The sequence below is a fragment of the Spirosoma fluminis genome, from assembly GCF_054778895.1.
This window is the reverse complement of the sequence record NZ_BAAGZD010000036.1, coordinates 117474-136345: the sequence shown is the minus strand read 5'-3', so window position 1 is coordinate 136345 and position 18872 is coordinate 117474. Positions and strand designations below refer to the sequence as shown.

The 18872-nt window shown below is 51.4% G+C and carries 12 protein-coding genes; 6 read left to right on the top strand and 6 right to left on the bottom strand.

Annotated features, from left to right (window positions below):
- Positions 1 to 33: 33 nt before the first annotated feature.
- From ACYVBJ_RS21415 to ACYVBJ_RS21405, 3 genes are all read right to left on the bottom strand, one after another.
- Positions 34 to 1596 (bottom strand): Rne/Rng family ribonuclease, encoded by a 1563-nt coding sequence (locus tag ACYVBJ_RS21415; protein WP_460984343.1) that lies wholly within the window; start codon positions 1594 to 1596, stop codon positions 34 to 36.
- A 386-nt stretch (positions 1597 to 1982) separates the two neighbouring features.
- Positions 1983 to 2822 (bottom strand): tetratricopeptide repeat protein, encoded by an 840-nt coding sequence (locus tag ACYVBJ_RS21410; protein ID WP_460984342.1) that lies wholly within the window; start codon positions 2820 to 2822, stop codon positions 1983 to 1985.
- A 45-nt stretch (positions 2823 to 2867) separates the two neighbouring features.
- Positions 2868 to 3170 carry an HU family DNA-binding protein gene (locus ACYVBJ_RS21405; protein ID WP_080237187.1) on the bottom strand — a complete coding sequence of 101 codons (303 nt, stop codon included), beginning with the start codon at positions 3168 to 3170 and terminating at the stop codon, positions 2868 to 2870.
- Between the two features lie 140 nt (positions 3171 to 3310).
- Between ACYVBJ_RS21405 and mutY the strand changes: the two genes are divergently transcribed.
- The 4 genes from mutY (at position 3311) to ACYVBJ_RS21385 (ending at position 7535) form a co-directional block, all read left to right on the top strand.
- Positions 3311 to 4402 carry an A/G-specific adenine glycosylase gene (gene mutY / locus ACYVBJ_RS21400; protein ID WP_460984341.1) on the top strand — a complete coding sequence of 364 codons (1092 nt, stop codon included), beginning with the start codon at positions 3311 to 3313 and terminating at the stop codon, positions 4400 to 4402.
- Between the two features lie 74 nt (positions 4403 to 4476).
- Positions 4477 to 5025, top strand: coding sequence for a single-stranded DNA-binding protein (locus tag ACYVBJ_RS21395; protein ID WP_460984340.1), 549 nt, complete (start codon positions 4477 to 4479; stop codon positions 5023 to 5025).
- Positions 5026 to 5064: 39 nt separating this feature from the next.
- Positions 5065 to 6417 (top strand): gliding motility-associated protein GldE, encoded by a 1353-nt coding sequence (gene gldE / locus ACYVBJ_RS21390; protein WP_460984339.1) that lies wholly within the window; start codon positions 5065 to 5067, stop codon positions 6415 to 6417.
- Positions 6418 to 6500: 83 nt separating this feature from the next.
- The gene (locus ACYVBJ_RS21385; RefSeq protein ID WP_460984338.1) at positions 6501 to 7535 is read left to right on the top strand and encodes a phytanoyl-CoA dioxygenase family protein; all 1035 of its coding nucleotides are present in this window, start codon (positions 6501 to 6503) and stop codon (positions 7533 to 7535) included.
- 42 nt (positions 7536 to 7577) lie between these two features.
- Here ACYVBJ_RS21385 and ACYVBJ_RS21380 read toward each other — a convergent pair whose 3' ends face one another.
- The gene (locus tag ACYVBJ_RS21380) at positions 7578 to 8687 is read right to left on the bottom strand and encodes an LBF_2804 family protein (RefSeq protein WP_460984337.1); all 1110 of its coding nucleotides are present in this window, start codon (positions 8685 to 8687) and stop codon (positions 7578 to 7580) included.
- A 188-nt stretch (positions 8688 to 8875) separates the two neighbouring features.
- Here ACYVBJ_RS21380 and ACYVBJ_RS21375 point away from each other — a divergent pair, with 188 nt between their 5' ends.
- Positions 8876 to 10012, top strand: a complete 1137-nt coding sequence (locus ACYVBJ_RS21375) for a DUF3500 domain-containing protein (protein ID WP_460984336.1) — start codon at positions 8876 to 8878, stop codon at positions 10010 to 10012.
- 98 nt (positions 10013 to 10110) lie between these two features.
- A complete protein-coding gene (locus ACYVBJ_RS21370; protein ID WP_460984335.1) occupies positions 10111 to 11733 on the top strand; it encodes a S8 family peptidase in 1623 nt (540 codons plus the stop codon).
- A gap of 55 nt (positions 11734 to 11788) precedes the next feature.
- Here ACYVBJ_RS21370 and ACYVBJ_RS21365 read toward each other — a convergent pair whose 3' ends face one another.
- Both ACYVBJ_RS21365 and ACYVBJ_RS21360 read right to left on the bottom strand, forming a co-directional pair.
- On the bottom strand, positions 11789 to 14602 hold the full coding sequence (locus ACYVBJ_RS21365; RefSeq protein WP_460984334.1) for a S8 family serine peptidase: 2814 nt from the start codon (positions 14600 to 14602) through the stop codon (positions 11789 to 11791).
- A 34-nt stretch (positions 14603 to 14636) separates the two neighbouring features.
- Complete coding sequence (locus tag ACYVBJ_RS21360; RefSeq protein WP_460984333.1) at positions 14637 to 18710, bottom strand: S8 family serine peptidase; 4074 nt, start codon at positions 18708 to 18710, stop codon at positions 14637 to 14639.
- Between the last annotated feature and the right edge of the window lie 162 nt (positions 18711 to 18872).

Sequence of the window (18872 nt, the reverse complement as noted above, 5' to 3'; positions counted from 1 at the left end):
TTCGCGTTTTATCATGTACGTAGTAAAAAATTACTACAGATTAGCACCTACTTCAATTTCTTCTCCGGACTTGTTGAAAAACTTGAAGTTCACAATACCCAGCGAGCTATCTTTTACCAGCTTCACCCAGGTCTTGTATTTGAAAAACCACTGTACCTGCTTCGAATATAACCCTTTTGTGTAATAAGCGTACAAAAATGGGTGCATCGAAACAGAAATTCCTCGCTCGTTCTGCTTGGTCAGCATATAATCCAGATTACTCTCGATCACATCCGTTACCAGCACACTCGCCTGAATTGTGCCTGTGCCACCACAGGTCGGGCAAACCTCGCGAGTTACTATATTCATCTCCGGCCGGACGCGTTGACGCGTTATCTGCATCAGGCCAAATTTTGTTAAGGGCAGAATCGTGTATTTCGACCGATCTGTCTTCATTTCATCGCGCATGATATCTTGTAGCAGTTTTTTATTTTCTGCTTTTTTCATGTCAATGAAATCCACGACAATAATACCACCCATATCGCGCAGACGTAACTGGCGCGCAATCTCTTTAGCCGCTTCCCGGTTAACACTAATTGCGGTGGCTTCCTGGTCTTCTTCAGAATTAGATTTGTTGCCGCTATTAACGTCGATTACGTGCAGGGCCTCAGTGTGTTCAATGATCAGGTAACCACCACCCGGTAAGCTAACTGACCGTCCAAACAGAGACTTTAGCTGCTTCTCTAAGCCAAGCGCTTCGAAAACCTTTGTTTTCCCGTTGTGGAGTTTAACGATCTTCTCCTTTTCGGGTGCGATAGTGTGGATGAAATTCCGAATCTCATCAAACGACTCTTTCGTGTCGACCGTAATGCTCTCAAAGGATTCATTGAGCATATCGCGAAGGATAGATGAAGCCCGGTTCATCTCGCCCAGAACCCGATCACGGGGTTTAGCGTCGGAAAGCGTTTTAACGGCTTGTTCCCATTTCGCTAACGAGTTCTGCAGATCACGATCAAGCTCTTCAACGTCTTTATCCTGCGCAACGGTACGTACAATGACGCCGAAGTTCTGGGGCTTCAACGACGACATTAGTCGTAGCAACCGTGACCGTTCGGCACGGTCAGTAATCTTCTTCGAGAGATTTACACCGTCTGAAAACGGCACAAGTACCAGGTAGCGACCGGCAATTGAAATGTCGCAGGAAAGGCGTGGACCTTTGGTTGAAATCGGTTCTTTAACTACCTGAACCAATATGGGGGCATTTTTCGTCAGTACCTTATCGATTTTCCCAATTTTCTCGATAGCCGGCTCCAGTTTCATGTTACTGATCCGACCGGTGGTGACGCGCTTGGCGATTACGTCTTTAACAAACTTATTGAGCGAATTGATATTCGGTCCTAAGTCCTGATAGTGCAAAAACCCGTCCTTATCGTGGCCTACGTCCACGAAAGCGGCATTAAGGCCCGACGAAAGTTTTTTGACTGTTCCTAAGTAAAGATCGCCAACAGTAAAGCTGCTGTCTAACTCTTCTTCGTGATACTCCAGCAATCTCTTGTTATGCAAGAGTGCAATCCGATCACCTTTCTGAGTCGAACTGATTACTAATTCATTACTCACAAGATGAATTTACGGTTAGAATGGCTGTATAAAAAGAAAGAAGCCACGTTCGGGCTTCACAGACCGGCACGGGCTTCTACAAGAAGTGTTTTCAAATTTGAGTGCAGTGTTTTTAGCTTTAACTAATCACAAGATAATTATAGCCTAAAAACGCCCGGCGGCCCGGTGAAAACTACTTTTTCTTATGCCGGTTTTTTCTGAGCCGTTTCTTCCGCTTGTGAGTTGCAATCTTGTGCCGTTTCCGTTTCTTACCGCAAGGCATAGTCTTTAAACAGTTTAAATAGTTAAAAATGTCTGTGGGCTATTTATTCCGCATGGAGCCCAATACGTACTCTAGTTCGAATAATGTGGTTCAGCAGAACGTATCATCATTCACTGTGCATTCATCACTTCAACCGTTCCTCATACTCCTGAATGGCGGCCAATATCTGAGGATCTTTCTCTTGCTGTTTTACCTGAGCGAGCACTTGTTTGGCTTCGGCATTCTGACCGGCCTCGGCCAGACTAACACCTAAGTAAAATTGTGCTTTCCGGCTGCCAGGATTGTTTACCAGAATTTGCCGGAACCGCTCGATGGCCTTATCATACTGATTCGACCGCATGGACAGCAAGCCGAGGTTGAATAAGGCTAACTCGTTCGTTGGCTCTTGCTGCAACACCTCACGCAGCATCATAATTCCCTGCATAGGGTTATCCGTATTTACATAGGTCATTGCCATATTAGCTTTGGCCGCCAGTAAGTTAGGATTTTTAGCAAGCGCTTTCTGATAATAGTCGCGGGTTTTTTGTCCTAGTAACGTAGTCTTTTTTTCGTCAACGGAAAATGTATACGCTTCAAAATATTGGTCGCCCGCCCGTAGCAGATTACGCTCCGAAGGCTCTGCTGTCGCTAGCAGGTCTGCGTAATGCGCTGCGCTGTCGTAGCGGGTAATGTCCCGAAAGAAACTGATCAGCTTTTCGCCTGCTGCTTCTTTCCTGGCCGGATCGGTTGTTGTAAAATCGGCCTGCAAGGAAGCCAGCTGTTTTTGCTGCTCTGGAGTTACAGGCTTCTCGTGAATCGTTGCGGGAGCTGATCCGCCCACATGCGAGGATTCAGCCGTTGGCGTTTGCGTGGCCCGAGCTCCCAGTTGCTTGTTTTCATCGCGCACCACCACCTTGGGCAGGGTATATAAACCCGCCGTCAGGGCTGTAGCCAGAACAACAACAAGCAGAATATATTTATTCATAACAGGATCTCGTAACAAACGCAAACGCCATACACGCTTTTCAAATTACTCAGCCGCTACCTTCGCTTTGTCGCTGGTTTTCACCTGCTCAACAAACACCTTGGCGGGTTTGAAGCTCGGGATGAAATGCTCGTCGATCACCATTGCAGTGTTCTTCGAAATGTTCCGGGCTACTTTTTTGGCTCTTTTCTTGTTGATGAAACTGCCGAACCCTCTCACATAAATGTTCTCTCCCTCGGCCAATGAGTCCTTTACTACCGAAAAGAAGGTCTCAAGAGTATTGGTAACCTCGGCCTTATCGATTCCGGTCTTATCGGCGATCTCTGCAATTACGTCTGCTTTCGTCACGACTTCTTAAACTTTAACGTTTACTGTATTGTTGAAAATTCGGGTGTCAAAAATGGGAGCACAAAGGTAGGGGTTTCCAGTAAATTATAAAACCTATCACTTCCGTTTTTCCTCTGAACAATGCTTTTTTTATTTTTATTTTGAATTGGCAATCAGACATTAACGTCACCAAACGTAACGTTGCACCGACGCTTGAGCGTTGGTACGACTACCATAAACGCGACCTGCCGTGGCGTCACACGCGTGACGCCTATCGCATCTGGCTGTCAGAAATAATTCTCCAGCAAACCCGCGTAGCACAGGGCAAACCGTATTATGAACGCTTTGTCAAAGCTTACCCAACTGTGATCGATATGGCCCGTGCTGATGAGCGTGAATTACTTCGGCTTTGGCAAGGGCTAGGCTATTACTCACGGGCCCGTAACCTGCATCAGACCGCTCGTTACGTAACGGACCAACTAGACGGAAAGTTTCCCGTTACGTATAATGATCTCCTGAAAATGAAGGGCATAGGTGCTTATACAGCAGCGGCTGTGGCGTCGTTTGCCTTCGGTGAGCGTGTGCCGGTTGTTGACGGAAACGTGTACCGAGTTTTGGCCAGATTGTTCGGTATTGATGAGGACATCACTACCACGAACGCCAAGAAGCATTTTGCTACGTTGGCAATGGAGTTAATCCAGTCGGCTGGTGATCCGGCAACGTATAATCAGGCCGTTATGGAGTTCGGGGCTATTCAGTGCAAACCGGTAGGACCAGAGTGCCTGTTGTGTCCGCTCCAGGCGCAGTGCGTAGCCTATCAGACTGGTCAGCAGAACCGCTTGCCAGTTAAAGCAAAAAAAGCGCCCGTACGCGAACGCTACTTCAACTATTTAGTCTTTCAGCAGGGGGACCGGTTGGCCATGCGTGAGCGAACGTCGCGTGACATCTGGCAGAATTTGCATGACTTCTATCTAGTGGAAACCGATGAGCCCACACCTGCGTTGAAGGATTTGCCGTTAACCGATGAAGCGGTTGCTGAACTAGTCAGAGTGGGGCGCTGGAGAAATCCGGCGGAAGAAGCGGTTCAGCTTTTATCGCACCAGCGGATTCGGGCTATTTTCCATCAGGTTGAGTTGCCCGATGGGCTGGAAAGCCGCTTGCCTATGGGCTTTCAGTGGTATACAATACACGAAATAGGAGGGCTCGCAAAGCCTGTTTTGATTACAAACTATTTAGCGAAGGTGTTTGGATAAATTGGTTTATTTCAGTATCTTTAATACTCTTAAGCCTTAAACTTTTATTCATACAAAACCAATAAACTACAAGCATGGCAAGCTTAAATAAGGTGATTTTGATTGGCAATGTGGGCAACGATCCTGAGATCCGTTATCTGGATGGCGGCTCGGTTGTTGCCAAGTTCAGCGTTGCTACCAATGAGCGTTATACAACCCGTACCGGCGAACAAGTTGAATCAACCGAGTGGTTCCGCGTGGAGGTTTGGAACGAGCAGGCAAAAATTATTGAGAAGTACCTAAAAAAGGGCAGTCAGATATACGTTGAAGGGCGCTTACGTACAGAAACCTATACCGACCGTGAAGGCAAGGAGCGGTTCTCGCTCGGCGTACGGGCCTCTACGTTCCAATTCCTGGGTGGACCGAACGAGCGTCAGGACAATAACGGGTATGACGTACCCGCTGTGGCAGCACCCGCACAACCGGCTCCGCGTCAGCAGGCGGCTCCCGCTCCACAACCGGCCGGAACCCCGGACCGTCGTCAGCCTGCTCCTGCTGCACCCCGCCAACAGCCCGAGCGTCGACGGGAGCCCGATCCAGTGCCTTTTGAGAGCACCAGTGGTGACGACGATCTGCCGTTCTAAACCGCTTCAAGCTCGATTGTTGAACGAGATTTAATATACATGGACCCTAGTGATCCGCTTCCTCGACAGGTGTTCCCAGCCGATTCTGGCTGGGGCACCTATTTTGATTTATACAGCCCCTATGCGGCTCTGATATTGCTGCTAATTGTGCTTGCCGGCTTAGTGTCGGCATCCGAAGCAGCATTCTTTTCTCTTTCGCCCGACGACCGGGCGCATTGTCGTGATAGTGACAAGGCACAGGATCGGCGTATCGCTCTGTTGCTCGACCGCCCCAAACGCCTGCTAGCCTCATTGGTTATATTCAATAATCTCCTGAATATTGCTATCGTCGTCATTGTCACTTATATCACTTGGGAGTTTTCTCAGGCTTCTCACGCATCAGGCTGGGTTCTGTCTGGAGTAACTTTAGCGACTACCATTGCTATTGTCTTATTTGGTGAGATTGTACCCAAAGTGTACGCTAGCCAGAACAATCTCACCGTGGCCCGCCGAACGGCCCTACTCGCACAGATTGGGTTGGCCGTGTTCCGGCCATTGGCTATGTTGCTGGTTAACCTAAGCAATCAGGTCGATAAGCGTATTCAACGACGCGGTTATAAGTTGTCTGTAGAGGAACTGAGTCAGGCCGTTGAACTGACGGGCAACGATGCTACAACGGAAGAAAAAGAAATTCTGAAAGGCATCGTGAACTTCAGTAATCTAACGGCCCGTCAGGTCATGCGGGCACGGTTAGATATATCGGCCGTTGATAATGAACTGACCTTCTCCGAGCTGATGGCCCAGATCAACGCATCAGGCTACTCGCGGGTCCCTGTCTACCATGAATCGCTGGATCAGATTGAAGGTATACTTTATATCAAAGACTTACTGCCCCATATTCATCAGGACGATTCGTTTCAGTGGCAATCGCTGGTACGTCCGGCTTTTTTCATTCCCGAGAACAAGAAAGTCGACGACCTTTTGCAGGATTTTCAGAAACGGCGGGTACACATGGCTATTGTCGTTGATGAATACGGCGGCACTCGTGGGCTGGTGACACTGGAAGACATTATCGAGGAAATATTCGGAGAGATTAACGACGAATTTGATGATGAAACCCCGGCTGGTTATCGTCGTGAAGATGATCGCACCGTCGTGTTTGAAGGAAAAGTGCCCTTGACGGATGTGTGTAGGGTGTTAAACGTAGAGGCTACTACGTTCGAAGCCGTTCAGGGAGGCAGTGAATCATTGGGAGGGCTGCTGTTAGAACTGTTCAGCCGGTTGCCCAAACCTGGTGATGAAACGGCTTACGCTGGGTTTACCTTCCATGTTCTCTCTGCCGACGACAAACGGATCAATGAGGTACGGGTAATCAAAAATATCCCGACTGAATCGGCTGAAGTGAGTCGATAACTACCGTTAACGTAAACGAAGCCTTCAAATATCGTCAGGTGGCTGATAATTGATACTTTTATAGTCAATCAGATCAGTATACTATGACGAGCCTTATTGATAAACTGAAGTCAGTCGCCAAACGGACGCTCAAGCCGGAGCGTCCAGCCACACCCGTTACGGAGTTTGATTACGCTACGTTACCCTGGATCGATAAAAAAGATGCCGATATTGAGGCCTTCCTGAAACGCTATAAGCGAGGTAAAGAGCTGCCGTACGATCTGGCCGAAAAGATGCACTTCTGGCGCGATAACGGCTACGTCATTCTGGAGCAGGCTCTTCAGACCACCTGGCTCGATCAGCTGTGGAGTGAGGTCGAAGAATTGATCGAACATCATGACAAGTACAAGACCTTAGTACGTGTTGATTTGCCCGAATACGCGGCCAAGCCTGTATTACCCGTTAATGAGGTTCCGAAAGACGTACTGAATGGTCCGTACATCAAATTCATGGATTTCCACGACAATTCGGTTATTGGCAAGAAGGTCATGCTCCATGAAAACATCATTACGTTTCTGGAAGCGGTCTTTGGCGATAAGGTCATTGGTATGCAGAGCCTGCTGTTCAAATATGGCAGCCAACAGGCAACCCACCAGGATTTCGCGTACGTCGTGTCGGAAATTCCCAGCCATCTGGCCGCGGCCTGGATTGCCCTGGAAGATGTGCACATCGATTCAGGACCCCTATTCTATTACCCTGGATCACACACAGTTGGCAAGTTCAACTTTGGGAATGGTATTTTCTTTAACGGCCAGTCTACCCATGACCCTACCGATTTTGCCAGGTACCTCGATGAAGCCTGCCAGAAAGTGGGGCTGGAAAAGAAAACGCTTTTGATTAAGAAAGGGGACGTACTGCTCTGGCACGCAGCGCTGGCACATGGTGGCGACGAAATTCGCAACAAAGCTTTAACCCGTAAGTCGTTTGTGTGTCACTACTCGTCCGATAAAGCGTATAAACACCATCGGCAGCATCCAACGGTTGAACCTATACGACGGACCATCAACGGAGCCGATGTATTCGCTAATCCGCACATGCCCGACCAGGAAGATATTTTTGACACGGGTAAAACCATGTAGAAACAAAAACGGCGGGCTCACCAGATGAGCCCGCCGTTTTTGTTAGACCCATAGCCCCCGGCCGTGGTTATAATCGTCGCCAATGCGCTGAATATCCTCGGTTGAGTACGTTAAAAAGCTTTTTTTGCGAAGCTGGCGAAGACGGCGTCTCTCGAGCCAGGATAGTTTCCCATCAACCAGCGCACCAAATACAATAAGCCGTTCAAGGCTTCGGCGTACTTCAATCGGTGCCTGGCTGGCCCGTTCGATGAAATGGCCTGTCAACGTAGCGTCCAGACGAAGCTCAAACCGATCACTTAATGTCTCGCTTAAGAGAAAATGGGCGTAGTTGTATTGACGCTTCAGGATACCCGCGTATTGCAAAGCTTCCAGAATCAAGGGCCGAAACTGGTCGTTATTGCCCCATTCGTCATAGAGTTCATTGACGAACTCCCGAATCGTCATGGGGGCCATAATCCGAACCTGCGCTTCGTGTAATACCTGCCAGGAGGCCCAGGCGTTCCAGAAGGCATAGACCGGCATACCAGCCAGGTCTGTAACCTGCTGCAAGACGTAACTACCCGCCGACCGACGTACAACAAACCTGAGCATTAAATTGCTTAAGCCGGCTTTGACAAGAGTTGTCAGAAAAAACAAGAGTAATCCCCAACGCGGCAGATTCAGGTATGGATCAACTCCAAAGCGCACTAGCCCACGATTGGCTTTCTGGATAGCGGCTTCGGCTAACGAACGCAAGTGGCGATCATACTGCGCGTCATGAGCCCGTGGAAACTGGCACACCTGCATGATCGTTTTCACACCCCGTAGGTTCAGCGCAATCAGCAGGTTGATTTCCAGATAAATCAGCAGGATTCCGTATACAGTTGTGAGCAGGGGAAATTTGTACGGAGTTCCCAAAAATACCACGGATGTATCCACGAATAAATCGGGCCAGATATACTGAGGAATATACATCAGCAGAACGCCTAATACACCCAGCAAAGCGGCCATTGTTAACGTAACCGTCTTTGTCCGACGTATTACCCGGCTTTCCAGCGAATTCAGCACATACGGTTCGTCCGTAGGGTGCGATGTATCAAGTGCCTGCCGCAGATAGCGTAAAGCCAGGTGGTCGAGTGGACCAGTGCTGTTGTTCGGTGGCCGGGTTGACATGTTGAGTAACGTGACAGTGGATTTATTTCTACAACTACAGAACCGGCGGGGTTGTTAGCGGAATCGGCGCTTTTCCTGAAAGCAGCTTTAGTAATCGGTCAAAAGCAGCAGGTTAAAGAATGATTAAGACCCTACCTCCTGTCAGTAAAAAGAAACGATCCTGCCCTTTACCAATAAAAATTGTCCTTATGTCAGTGATCATACGTATCCTATTAGGCTGTGCAATTGTCGGACAAACGGTTGCGCAAAGCGTAGCACCAGCTAAGTCTAAAACTGCCCAACAGCGCGTAAAAGACGAGATGGTTGAGGCTTCGCAGCGTTTCTTGGCGAGTCTTTCGGCCGACCAGCGGAAGCAGGCGACGTATCCGTTCGATGATCCGGAGCGATTCAACTGGCATTTCGTTCCCCGCGAACGTAAGGGCTTACCCCTGAAACAAATGACGCCTGAGCAGCGTCAGGCTGCTATGGTGTTGCTGAAAACAGGACTTAGCGAGCAGGGGTATGAGAAGGCAACGTCCATTATTGACATGGAAAACGTGTTACGTGTCATTGATAACCGGCCACCCAACGATACGTACCGCGACCCGGAGAACTATTCGTTTACTGTTTTCGGTGATCCATCGGGTCAGAACCCGTGGAGCTGGCGTATAGAAGGGCACCACTTATCGCTTCATTTTCTGTCTACTGTAAGTGGTATGGGCTCGGCGCGGGTACTGGCACCTACGCCGACGTTTTTCGGGAGCAATCCCGCCATTTTAGAGTATGATCCTAAAATGGCCGACAAACGCATGGCCGATCCACGAATCAATTCATTACCGCAGAAAGGACGGCAGATTCTGAAACAGGAAGCCGAACAGGCTTTTGCGTTGCTCAAAACGTTGAATGAAGACCAGCGTAAACAGGCCATTGTAGCCGCCGTGGCCTACCCGGAAATTGTTACCAGTAACAAACGATTAGCCTCGCTGGAACGGATGGACGGGTTGACCTATGCTGACATGACAGCCGAGCAGCGCAAACTTTTCCTGAGTCTGCTTCGGGTATATCTGACCAATTACCGCGTTACGCTGGCTAAGCAGCAGATGGATAAGTTAGAAAAAGCGGGACTGGATAACCTTCGGTTTGCCTGGGCGGGCGATCTGACGCCAGAATTAGGCGAAGGGAAAGGCTGGTATTACCGCATTCATGGGCCAACGGTTCTGATCGAATACGACAACACCCAGACTAACGCGAACCACGTTCATACAGTTGTCCGCGACCTGACGAACGATTTTGGCGAAGATCTGCTCAAGCTGCATTACGAAAACAGTAAGCACGGTAAACAATGAATCCGATGAGCAGACCGTTTAACAATTTTTAAGCTGCTAATAAGTTGGTTTCTTCGTAACTTGTACAGCTTATAGCATTCGTACAACGTTTATAATTCATGAAGAAACTCCTGATTTTTGCGTCAGTGGGTTTGCTGTCTACAGCCGCATCGGCTCAGCAAACTCAGTGGTATCTAACCGATAAAACAGACAGCACCGCGGGCATAAGTGTTGAACGCACCTACCGCGAACTCCTGAAAAATCGCAAACCAACCCCCGTTATCGTGGCCGTAATCGACGGTGGTATCGATACGACGCACGAAGACCTCCGGCGGGTCTTATGGGTGAATCCCAAAGAAATTGCGGGCAATGGCCTCGACGACGACAAAAACGGCTACGTGGATGATGTTCACGGCTGGAACTTCATCGGTGGTAAGGACGGACGTAACGTTAGCTACGAAACCGCCGAAGTGACCCGCCTGTACGTACAACTGAAGCCGAAGTACGAAGGCAAAAGCCGGGCCGCGCTGAAACCCGACGAGCAGAAAGAATATGACCTCTACGTAAAAACGAAGGCTGAGGTCGAGAAAAATCAGGCGCAGTATAAAGCCCAATATCAGGGAATAAGCCAGTTTGCTGAACAATACACAGCCGCTGTTGACGCCATTAAGAAAGCGCTTAATGTCACCAAGCTCGATACCGCGACGTTACGCAATGCCAGCGAAACGGTTACCGATGCTGCGTTGAAACGGCCAATCACGGGCGTGCTGCGTCTGCTGCGTCAGCAGGGGGCCGCCGACGCTGAGGACGTAACGAAAGAACTGGAAAAAGCGAATGAACAACTCAAAGCCCGCGCTGAATACAACTATAATCCAGAATTTGATTCCCGCGCTATCGTAGGTGATCGCCCTGACGATTTGAATCAGCGTGATTACGGTAATGCGGACATCGCCGGCCCTCGCGCTGAACACGGCACGCACGTAGCGGGTATCATTGGTGCTGACCGTACCAATAACCTGGGCATACTGGGCGTAGCGGATGCGGTACAGATCATGGGCGTTCGGGCGGTACCCGATGGTGACGAACGTGACAAAGACGTAGCCAATGCCATTCGGTACGCCGTCGACAATGGGGCTCAGATTATTAACATGAGCTTCGGTAAAGATTATTCACCCCAGCGCAAAGCCGTTGAAGACGCCGAACGGTATGCACTCTCGAAGGGCGTACTGCTGGTTCACGCAGCTGGTAACGATGGCAAGGACATCGATACGGCAGCCAACTATCCCGCTCCCCGCTTTATGGATGGGAAAGAGATTCCCAATGTAATTACAGTTGGGGCCAGTGCGGAACGTAACAACAGCGAGTTAGTGGCCAGCTTCTCGAATTATGGCAAGCAAACTGTCGACGTGTTTGCGCCGGGTAAGGACATTTACTCGACCGTTCCGGGCAGTAAGTACGAAAACAACAGCGGTACCAGTATGGCCTCACCCGTAGTAGCTGGAGTTGCGGCTGTTCTGAAATCGTATTTTCCGAAGTTGACCTACGCCGACATCAAGCGAATTATTGTTCAGTCGGCAACTCCGTACAAAACCAAGGTACGTCGACCCGAATCAGGTGAAGGAGCTGGACCCGGCAGCACCGTTGAGTTTGCTACACTATCGAAAACAGGTGGTGTCGTGAACCTGTACGAGGCCGTCAAGCTAGCGATTGCTCAGGAAGGCAACTCTGCGAAAGGGAAATAGCCCTAACCATAACTGACAAACCAACAATAAGCCTAGAGCTAAAGCAGCTTTGGGCTTATTGTTTAGTAAAGCGACCGACTCGCGTTGTCAATCCATCAGTAAGCTGTAAGATATACTGACCCGGCATCAGATGACTGACCGGCACAACCGTCCGCAGTAGGCCGTTAGCGGTTCGTAGCGGCAGAGAATTATACACCAGAACACCGTGCAAATTATACACGCTCACCTGCACGCGCTGCGTAGTTGCAGGTACGTAATCGACCGTCAGTAGACTTTCCGCCGGATTCGGGTAGAGCCTAAACCGGTTGTCTGGCCCCAGCGACGTACCAGTCAGAATGGCTGTTCGAATGATCCGCGCTGGCGACCAGCCTACGCAATTTTGCTGCGTGATCCTGACCTTATAAACGCCCGGCTGTGTGACTGACAGCCGGTATGTAGTGGCCTTCTGTAACGCGATGGTATCCCGAAGCCATTGATAGCTGTACGTCGCATCAACAGGAGCTGTGAGAGTGACTGCTGCCCCTTGCGGAAGTATCAGTTCGGATTCCGACGGCTGTAAGTCAATGGTGTTGACCGTGGTCAACCGTACGGTTGTGGCCGACGACAGCGCCTTGCAACCCGCCTGCGTAACCTGTACCTGATAACTGCCTGGCTGATTTACGGAAAGCGAAGATGAACTGGCACCGGTAATCCGTATACCGTCCCCGAACCATTCATAAGATGTATCGGAGTCGCTCATCGCTTTCAAAACAATGGGTTTCTGACTACTGCATACCCATTGATCGCCAGTTGGACTTAGGGTGCTCACGGGCGTACGTTCCTGAATCTGCACGGGCGGAGAAGTGGCCTGACAACCATTGGCGTCGGTTACTTTAAGAACGTACGCACCTGGCTGACTGAGTTGTAGGGACGTAGTAGCAGCACCCGAAACAGGCAAGCCATCCCGCAGCCACTGGTAGGTTACCCCCGTTGCCTGCGTCGACGAGCGCAGTGATAACATAGAGCCCGCGCAGAGGGTAGCGGTGGCGGGTGGCGCAATACCGGCCGTCAGATCGCAGCGTACCCGGCGGAGTCCGCTCACAATTAAGGAAAACGGCTGGGTCGTGTACGTCAGCTTGCTCTTGTGCGAAACGGTTACTGAATACGTCTGCCCGGCTACGGGTCTGGCAAGGTAAATCTGCTCGACATTGTCGCGGAAATTATCGTTGGTAATAGCGGCCCGATTAGGTTGATCTGGATCAAGCACAAAAGGAAAACTAGTGAACGTGCCATCGCTCAGACGAAGGTCGAGATCGTTGATCAGCTTAGGCGTTCGTTTGTTCAACGAAGCCGCGCTAACCGGTGTTGCTGTGCCCGCCGGGTCAGTCCAGGAAAGCGTAATAATTAGCGGTTCGTTGCCCTGAGCGACGATTTTGTGCGTAAATGTACTTCCTGATTTCAGGCTCTGCTCCAGCATCTGATGGGCCAGCTCTTCGTTGAGGAGCACGCGAGCGGCTGCTTCCGTATTCAGCAGGCCCCAACCCTGACGGTAATCGGGTCCAGCGGCCGGATTAATACGGTCGGCCGTATGCAGCGCCAGCCCACGTAACGTAGCGGCCCGCATAAACTGGCTCGCTGTATTACCCTGCGCTGCCTGCTGCCGGGCGTATAATTCCTGTAGTAAAAACAAGGAACCCGATACGTTCGCCGACGCCATGGACGTACCACTCAGCAGACCATAAGCCGTATTACTGCCCGCCAGGGTGGAAAATACATCCGTGCCGATACCGAGTAAGTCAGGTTTGATACGTCCGTCGTCTGTTGGACCCCAACCGCTGAACGAGGTTGAGTTCAGCGAAACAGGCCGGTTTTGCTTGTCAAAAGTCACATCGGCCGCGCCAACGGTTAGAACGTTTTTGGCGGTTGCCTCCGCCGGTATAACATCGTAACTATCATTGCGACGCCGGGCGGCCGTACTTTTCGTTGTCGTATTCTTTAAATAGTAAGGCGTACCATCGGGCGGGCCGGTATCGGCGCGTTTGTTATCCGCCGATCGGACCATCAACAGGAATGGATTGTTGTACGCAGTTCGATCCAGGTCCTGCGCTTTCTCGGTGTAAAACCCGAACTGATAATCTTCTGTAGCGCTCACGGTTGTATTGCCCCACCACTCCCATTTTAATTTCGGATCTGTACCCGGCCGCGACGGATTATAAACCCAGCCAACTACTGGCCCATAGGCATGATTCGACAGCAACAGGTTAGGGGCTGCCTTAACGAGTTCGGCAATGTCGTTCGTATAGTCCCAGACGGCCAGTTGGGCTCCGTAGGCCATTCCTCTCGCTTTTGCGTTAACGCCTTTGCCGATAAGCGTTCCGGCGAGGTGGGTGGTGTGATCGTTCAGGCTGGCGGTGTTATCTGTTTGGGTAATGCGGGAAGTACCCAGTTCCTGGTGGGTAGCCAGTACCCGGCCGCCATCCCAGAGGCCAAGTTTGCCTGTCATCCGTGGAGAGTTACCCGATAACGCAACGGGTAACGACCCGTTACCCTGTATAGATACCGTTCGTGTTCCCTCGGCAGCTTCCATATTATGCAGAACGTAGTAAACCGGCTGGCCAAAGGCGTCTACGTCCTGTAGCTGAATGGTGCGTGTACTGGAATATTTTTTGTGGATGGGCCAGGCCCGCTGTTTCGCTAACCGAAGTGTCTGGCGATGAAGGTTCGTATATCGGTTTAAGATCTCTTTTTGCCAGCTTGATGCCTTCCCGGAATCCGCAACCTGTGCCCACGCCTGCGTTGTCAGTCCGTTGGAGCAAAGCCAGACCAGGCATAGCACAACCGTTGGGCTAGCCCAAACGGGATGCATTACGTTATTCCGGGCGGTTTTCACAAACCAGCGACAGTAAATCAGGTGGGTTGAACAGTTAATGTTTACGAATGCGTTTCACCCGAACGGTTTGCGATCGGTCGTCTTCAATAACCACAAAAAACGTACCGCCCGGCAAATCAGCGACATCCATCACCGTCGAATACGTTTGGCCCTCGCGTTGTAAGAGAGCCGTTCGTATCGGTAAGCCCCGCAGATCAGTTAACCGTATCGTCGGTGTAGCACCCGTAATTAATGAACTGACTGGTACCGAAATCGTTAATTGGCGAGTCGTTGGGTTTGGGTAAACCGTTAATAGATCGTCGTCCGTTGTAGGCTCATTGGCTAGAATTGCGACGTACACATCAGCCGAAACCGCTTCGCCACAGCCGTTGACATTGCCCCGAACGGAGTATCGCCCCGTTTTCACCGCCGTGTAGTTGACTCCTGTTGCGCCCGCGATGGGAACGCCGTCGAGCAGCCACTGCGCATTGCTGATTACGTTCGATGAGAGCAACGGTCCATTGGCCGTTACAACCGGAACCTGAGCCGTTCGGACCGTGACAGGTATAACCGACGAGGTAGCGGGCAGACAGGCATTGGCTACCTGAACCGTATAATCGCCGGCCCGACTGGCGAGCAGCAAACTGTTGGTGGCTCCGCTGATGGGTCGGCCGTTCAGCAGCCACTGGTACGTAAGACCCGGCTCGGTGTTGGCCTGTAATGCGACGCTGGCACCCTGGCAAATGCTGGTTGAGCCATTCGCCGTAACGATCGCCGTAATCGCCGAACCCGTAGCGATTGGTACCGCAACCCGCTGAGCACTGGGGCAGTCGAGCGACCTGATATTCAGGTTGTAGAAATAATACCAGGCATTTTTCAACGTATCAGCCGCGCCACCGTTTGCAAACAACGCTCCTTTCATGATCAGGATGGGTGTACCATTCTGGGCCGTTACCTGATACGGAAAACCAGTGACGGCTGAATTGCTGCGGAAAATAGACGCCCCAGCGGTATAGTCAATCGTAATCTTGTAGTCGCCCGCCTGCGGAATACGCAGATTGAGTGGGTACTCCATTCCCTGATCATCCGGATCATCAACTAGCTGGCCACTGCCATTGGTTGTGGTGAGGCTTTGGTCTCGCGTGGGCGATACGTCGAGCGTAACGCTCGAAATCGGTGTATCGTCTAACTTCCGAACAGTAAATGTTAACTTACCGGCATTGCCAATGTACAGCCGGGCGGTTTCAATCAACAACGGCACCCGCGTCGTAATCAGGGGGGCCGGGCCAAAATTACCGGCATACGACCCACCCCCAAACACGCGCTTATCGACCGGGCCGACAGTTGCGGCAAAATCGTTGAGCACGGCGTAAAACTGCCTGCTCGTGGGTACGGCTTTCAAAACGGTTCGATTGCCAACGGCTAACAGATTGCCACCCGTTGGGGCGTCATACCACACGGCCGTTCCGGCACCGGCGTTACGTAATGATATGGCTGTGTCGCTGCCGCAGCTAAGGGCGGTGAACAGGCCATTTGCAGATGCACCGCCCACGGTTCGGGTTTCGGTCAACGTATTATTCGTTACGTTCTGATCGGTGTTGGTGCCTGTTGTAATGACAAATCGATACGTCTGGCCACTAGCTAGGGCCACGGTTTTGGGCGCTTTGAACGTCACGATGGCTTCCCGAAAAGCTTGGAGCGTTGCCACGCTGCCGGTAAGGGTGGTAAGCTCGTTATTATTGGCGTCTAATACGTTAACGCGTACGGGCACATTAAGCTGGTTGGTGTTCCCATAGTTTCGTATCCGCACGGCAACGGCCAGCTCCGAACTGGTTTGACTGCAAAAGTTTGATTCGGGTGACACCAGGGCTGTTATACCTACGTCGTTCGTTGTTTGTACGACATTGAGAAGATAATCCTGCGTTTCGCCGTTCGGATAATTGCCGCACGATGCTACGTTCGATGCGTTGTCCGTCTCGGTGGCGACCAAGCGCATTCGCAGAATCTGCCCGGTTTGAAGGCCTTCCGGCACCGATATAGTCGCTGAAAATTGCCCTGAATTCGGCAACACAGCCGATGTCGCCACGGTTTCGCCAGCATCGTCGAAGCTGCCGTTCTGGTTCCAGTCCACAAACGTTTTGACAACCACGTTTTTTGTGGCTCCGCATGTACCGAGCGATACGACCAGCGGAATCTGCTGTCCGCCCTGGATGGGTGTTGCCGTCTGCGAAAAATCGGAATAGGTGGTGCACCCGTTTGAGCCGGGCCGATCAAGATTGCCAAACTGAACGCGGGTTATCTTACTGTCGGCATCCGACGTAGCTGCGGAAGCACAGTAGGCTTTGCCACCAATTCCGCTGATCAGCAGGGCGTAATCCTGTTTTTCGCCGGTAAGCGTTCCTTTGTGCGTTACGGTCAGGGTATATGATTTTCCCGGAATGGGATTGCTGATGAACACCTGTTCTACGTTGTCGCGGACGTTATCGCCCCGCGTGGCGGGATTAGCGGGGGTATCGGGGTCGAGTACCCAGGGCTGAATTGTCTGACTGCCATCGGTAACCCGAATGTCCAAATCATTGACCAGTTTAGGCGTTCGGTCGTTCAGCATAGCAGCCGAGGGGAGGGTAGCTGTTCCGGCGGGGTCAGTCCAGCAGATGGTTACGACCAGTGGGCCACGACCCGAGGCTATGACCGGAATGGAATACGTATCACGCTGGTTCAGGGTTCGCTCGTCGATGAGGTAGTTCTGATCGGCGTTGATGATGGCTCGCCCGGCTCGTTCGTCGTTGAGCAGCCCCCAGCCGTTCTGGTAATCGGGACCGGGTGCGTTTCCGGCTTCGTCGGCGGTGTGGATCGCCAGGCCTTTCAGCGTCGATGCCCGTAAGAAACGGCCGTTGTTCCGTTGGGCGAACAACTCCTGCAAAAGCAGCAGTGATCCCGCTACGTTGGGTGCTGCCATCGACGTACCACTCAATGAGGCATAGGCGCTGTCGGTTTCCGAACTGGACGACAATACGCTGACGCCAACGCCGACAAGATCCGGCTTAATGCGTCCGTCGTCGGTGGGTCCCCAACTACTGAAACTGCTGATTGCTACGTCCTGGGCCTGGTTGTAGCCGTAACTGAGATTACTGACGGCCCCAACCGACAAAATATTTTTCGCGGTTCCGTAAGTGCTGACCTGGTCGTAACCATTCTGATTATTGCGGGGTGCCCGGCTGATGGCGTTGCTGGTACCCAGGAAGTAAGGCTGGCCAGCGCCGGGTCCATTCGAGCCGTGGTTATTACCCGCCGATTTGACGATGAGGTAATACGGTGCATTCTGAGCGATTTGATCCCAGGTGCGGGTTTGATCGGTATAGATACCGAACTTGTAGTCTTCGGTTTTGCTGACGGTCGTGTCGCCCCACCATTCCCATTGCGTTGTTGTGGATCGGGAATCGTTAAAAATCCAGCCCGCGTTTGAGCCGTACGAATGGTTCGAGATCAGCAGATCCGGCGCGGCCGTGCTCATTTCATTGCTATCGTTATTGAACGAATAGGCCCGCAGGTTAGTCGCGTAAGCCATGCCACGTACCTGCTGATTTACCCCAGCACCCATCAAAATACCGGCCACATGGGTTGAATGCGAACTAAGCGCACTGGCGTTGTCGACCTGAACAACCCGGCTGTCCGCAGCCCCATTCCGAAACTCAACGTGGGTATCGCGTACCTTGCCACCATCCCAGACCGCCAGTTTGTCCCGCAACGTCTGACCCGATAACGACACGCCAAGGCTGCCGCCGGCATAAAGCGCCGACGTACGCGTACTCTGCCCGGCCAGGGTTGTGTTGTCCGTAGCGTCGTACAGGAGTTCGCCCCGACTGTCAATACCACGTAGTATAACGATTCGCCCGTTCAGATGACGCTGCTCAATGGGGCGGTTCAGCCGACGCGCTTCGGTTAGCGCTTTCTGGTAATTGGCGGTTTGCTGCTGATTGATGGACTTTTGCAGACTGAGCTGCTGAGCCCGCTGCCGGGCGCTGTATTGAGGTAACGGTTGGGCTGCCGAGGGCGAAGCCAGCGTTAACAGCATGAAGCTAATTACTGGATATACTCTTCGTAGCCGGAGCCATACAGGTTTTGTCATAAACGTGAGATATGCCGGGTCAAGGCTGAATGACGAATGTACACAGTACGTACGAAAGATAAGCGCTCAGCGTTGCCTAACTGCCTGTTTTTATGGACAATTCAGGTAAATTTAATGAATTGGGTTTAAACCTTTGCTGGTTACGTAAATCCTATAGGCGTC

What these genes read in the sequence shown, in the direction of transcription:
- ACYVBJ_RS21360 (WP_460984333.1), bottom strand. Translation starts at nt 18,710, where the DNA reads ATGACAAAACCTGTATGGCTCCGGCTACGAAGAGTATATCCAGTAATT.
- gldE (WP_460984339.1), top strand. Translation starts at nt 5,065, where the DNA reads ATGGACCCTAGTGATCCGCTTCCTCGACAGGTGTTCCCAGCCGATTCT.
- ACYVBJ_RS21395 (WP_460984340.1), top strand. Translation starts at nt 4,477, where the DNA reads ATGGCAAGCTTAAATAAGGTGATTTTGATTGGCAATGTGGGCAACGAT.
- ACYVBJ_RS21375 (WP_460984336.1), top strand. Translation starts at nt 8,876, where the DNA reads ATGTCAGTGATCATACGTATCCTATTAGGCTGTGCAATTGTCGGACAA.
- ACYVBJ_RS21385 (WP_460984338.1), top strand. Translation starts at nt 6,501, where the DNA reads ATGACGAGCCTTATTGATAAACTGAAGTCAGTCGCCAAACGGACGCTC.
- ACYVBJ_RS21370 (WP_460984335.1), top strand. Translation starts at nt 10,111, where the DNA reads ATGAAGAAACTCCTGATTTTTGCGTCAGTGGGTTTGCTGTCTACAGCC.
- ACYVBJ_RS21410 (WP_460984342.1), bottom strand. Translation starts at nt 2,822, where the DNA reads ATGAATAAATATATTCTGCTTGTTGTTGTTCTGGCTACAGCCCTGACG.
- ACYVBJ_RS21380 (WP_460984337.1), bottom strand. Translation starts at nt 8,687, where the DNA reads ATGTCAACCCGGCCACCGAACAACAGCACTGGTCCACTCGACCACCTG.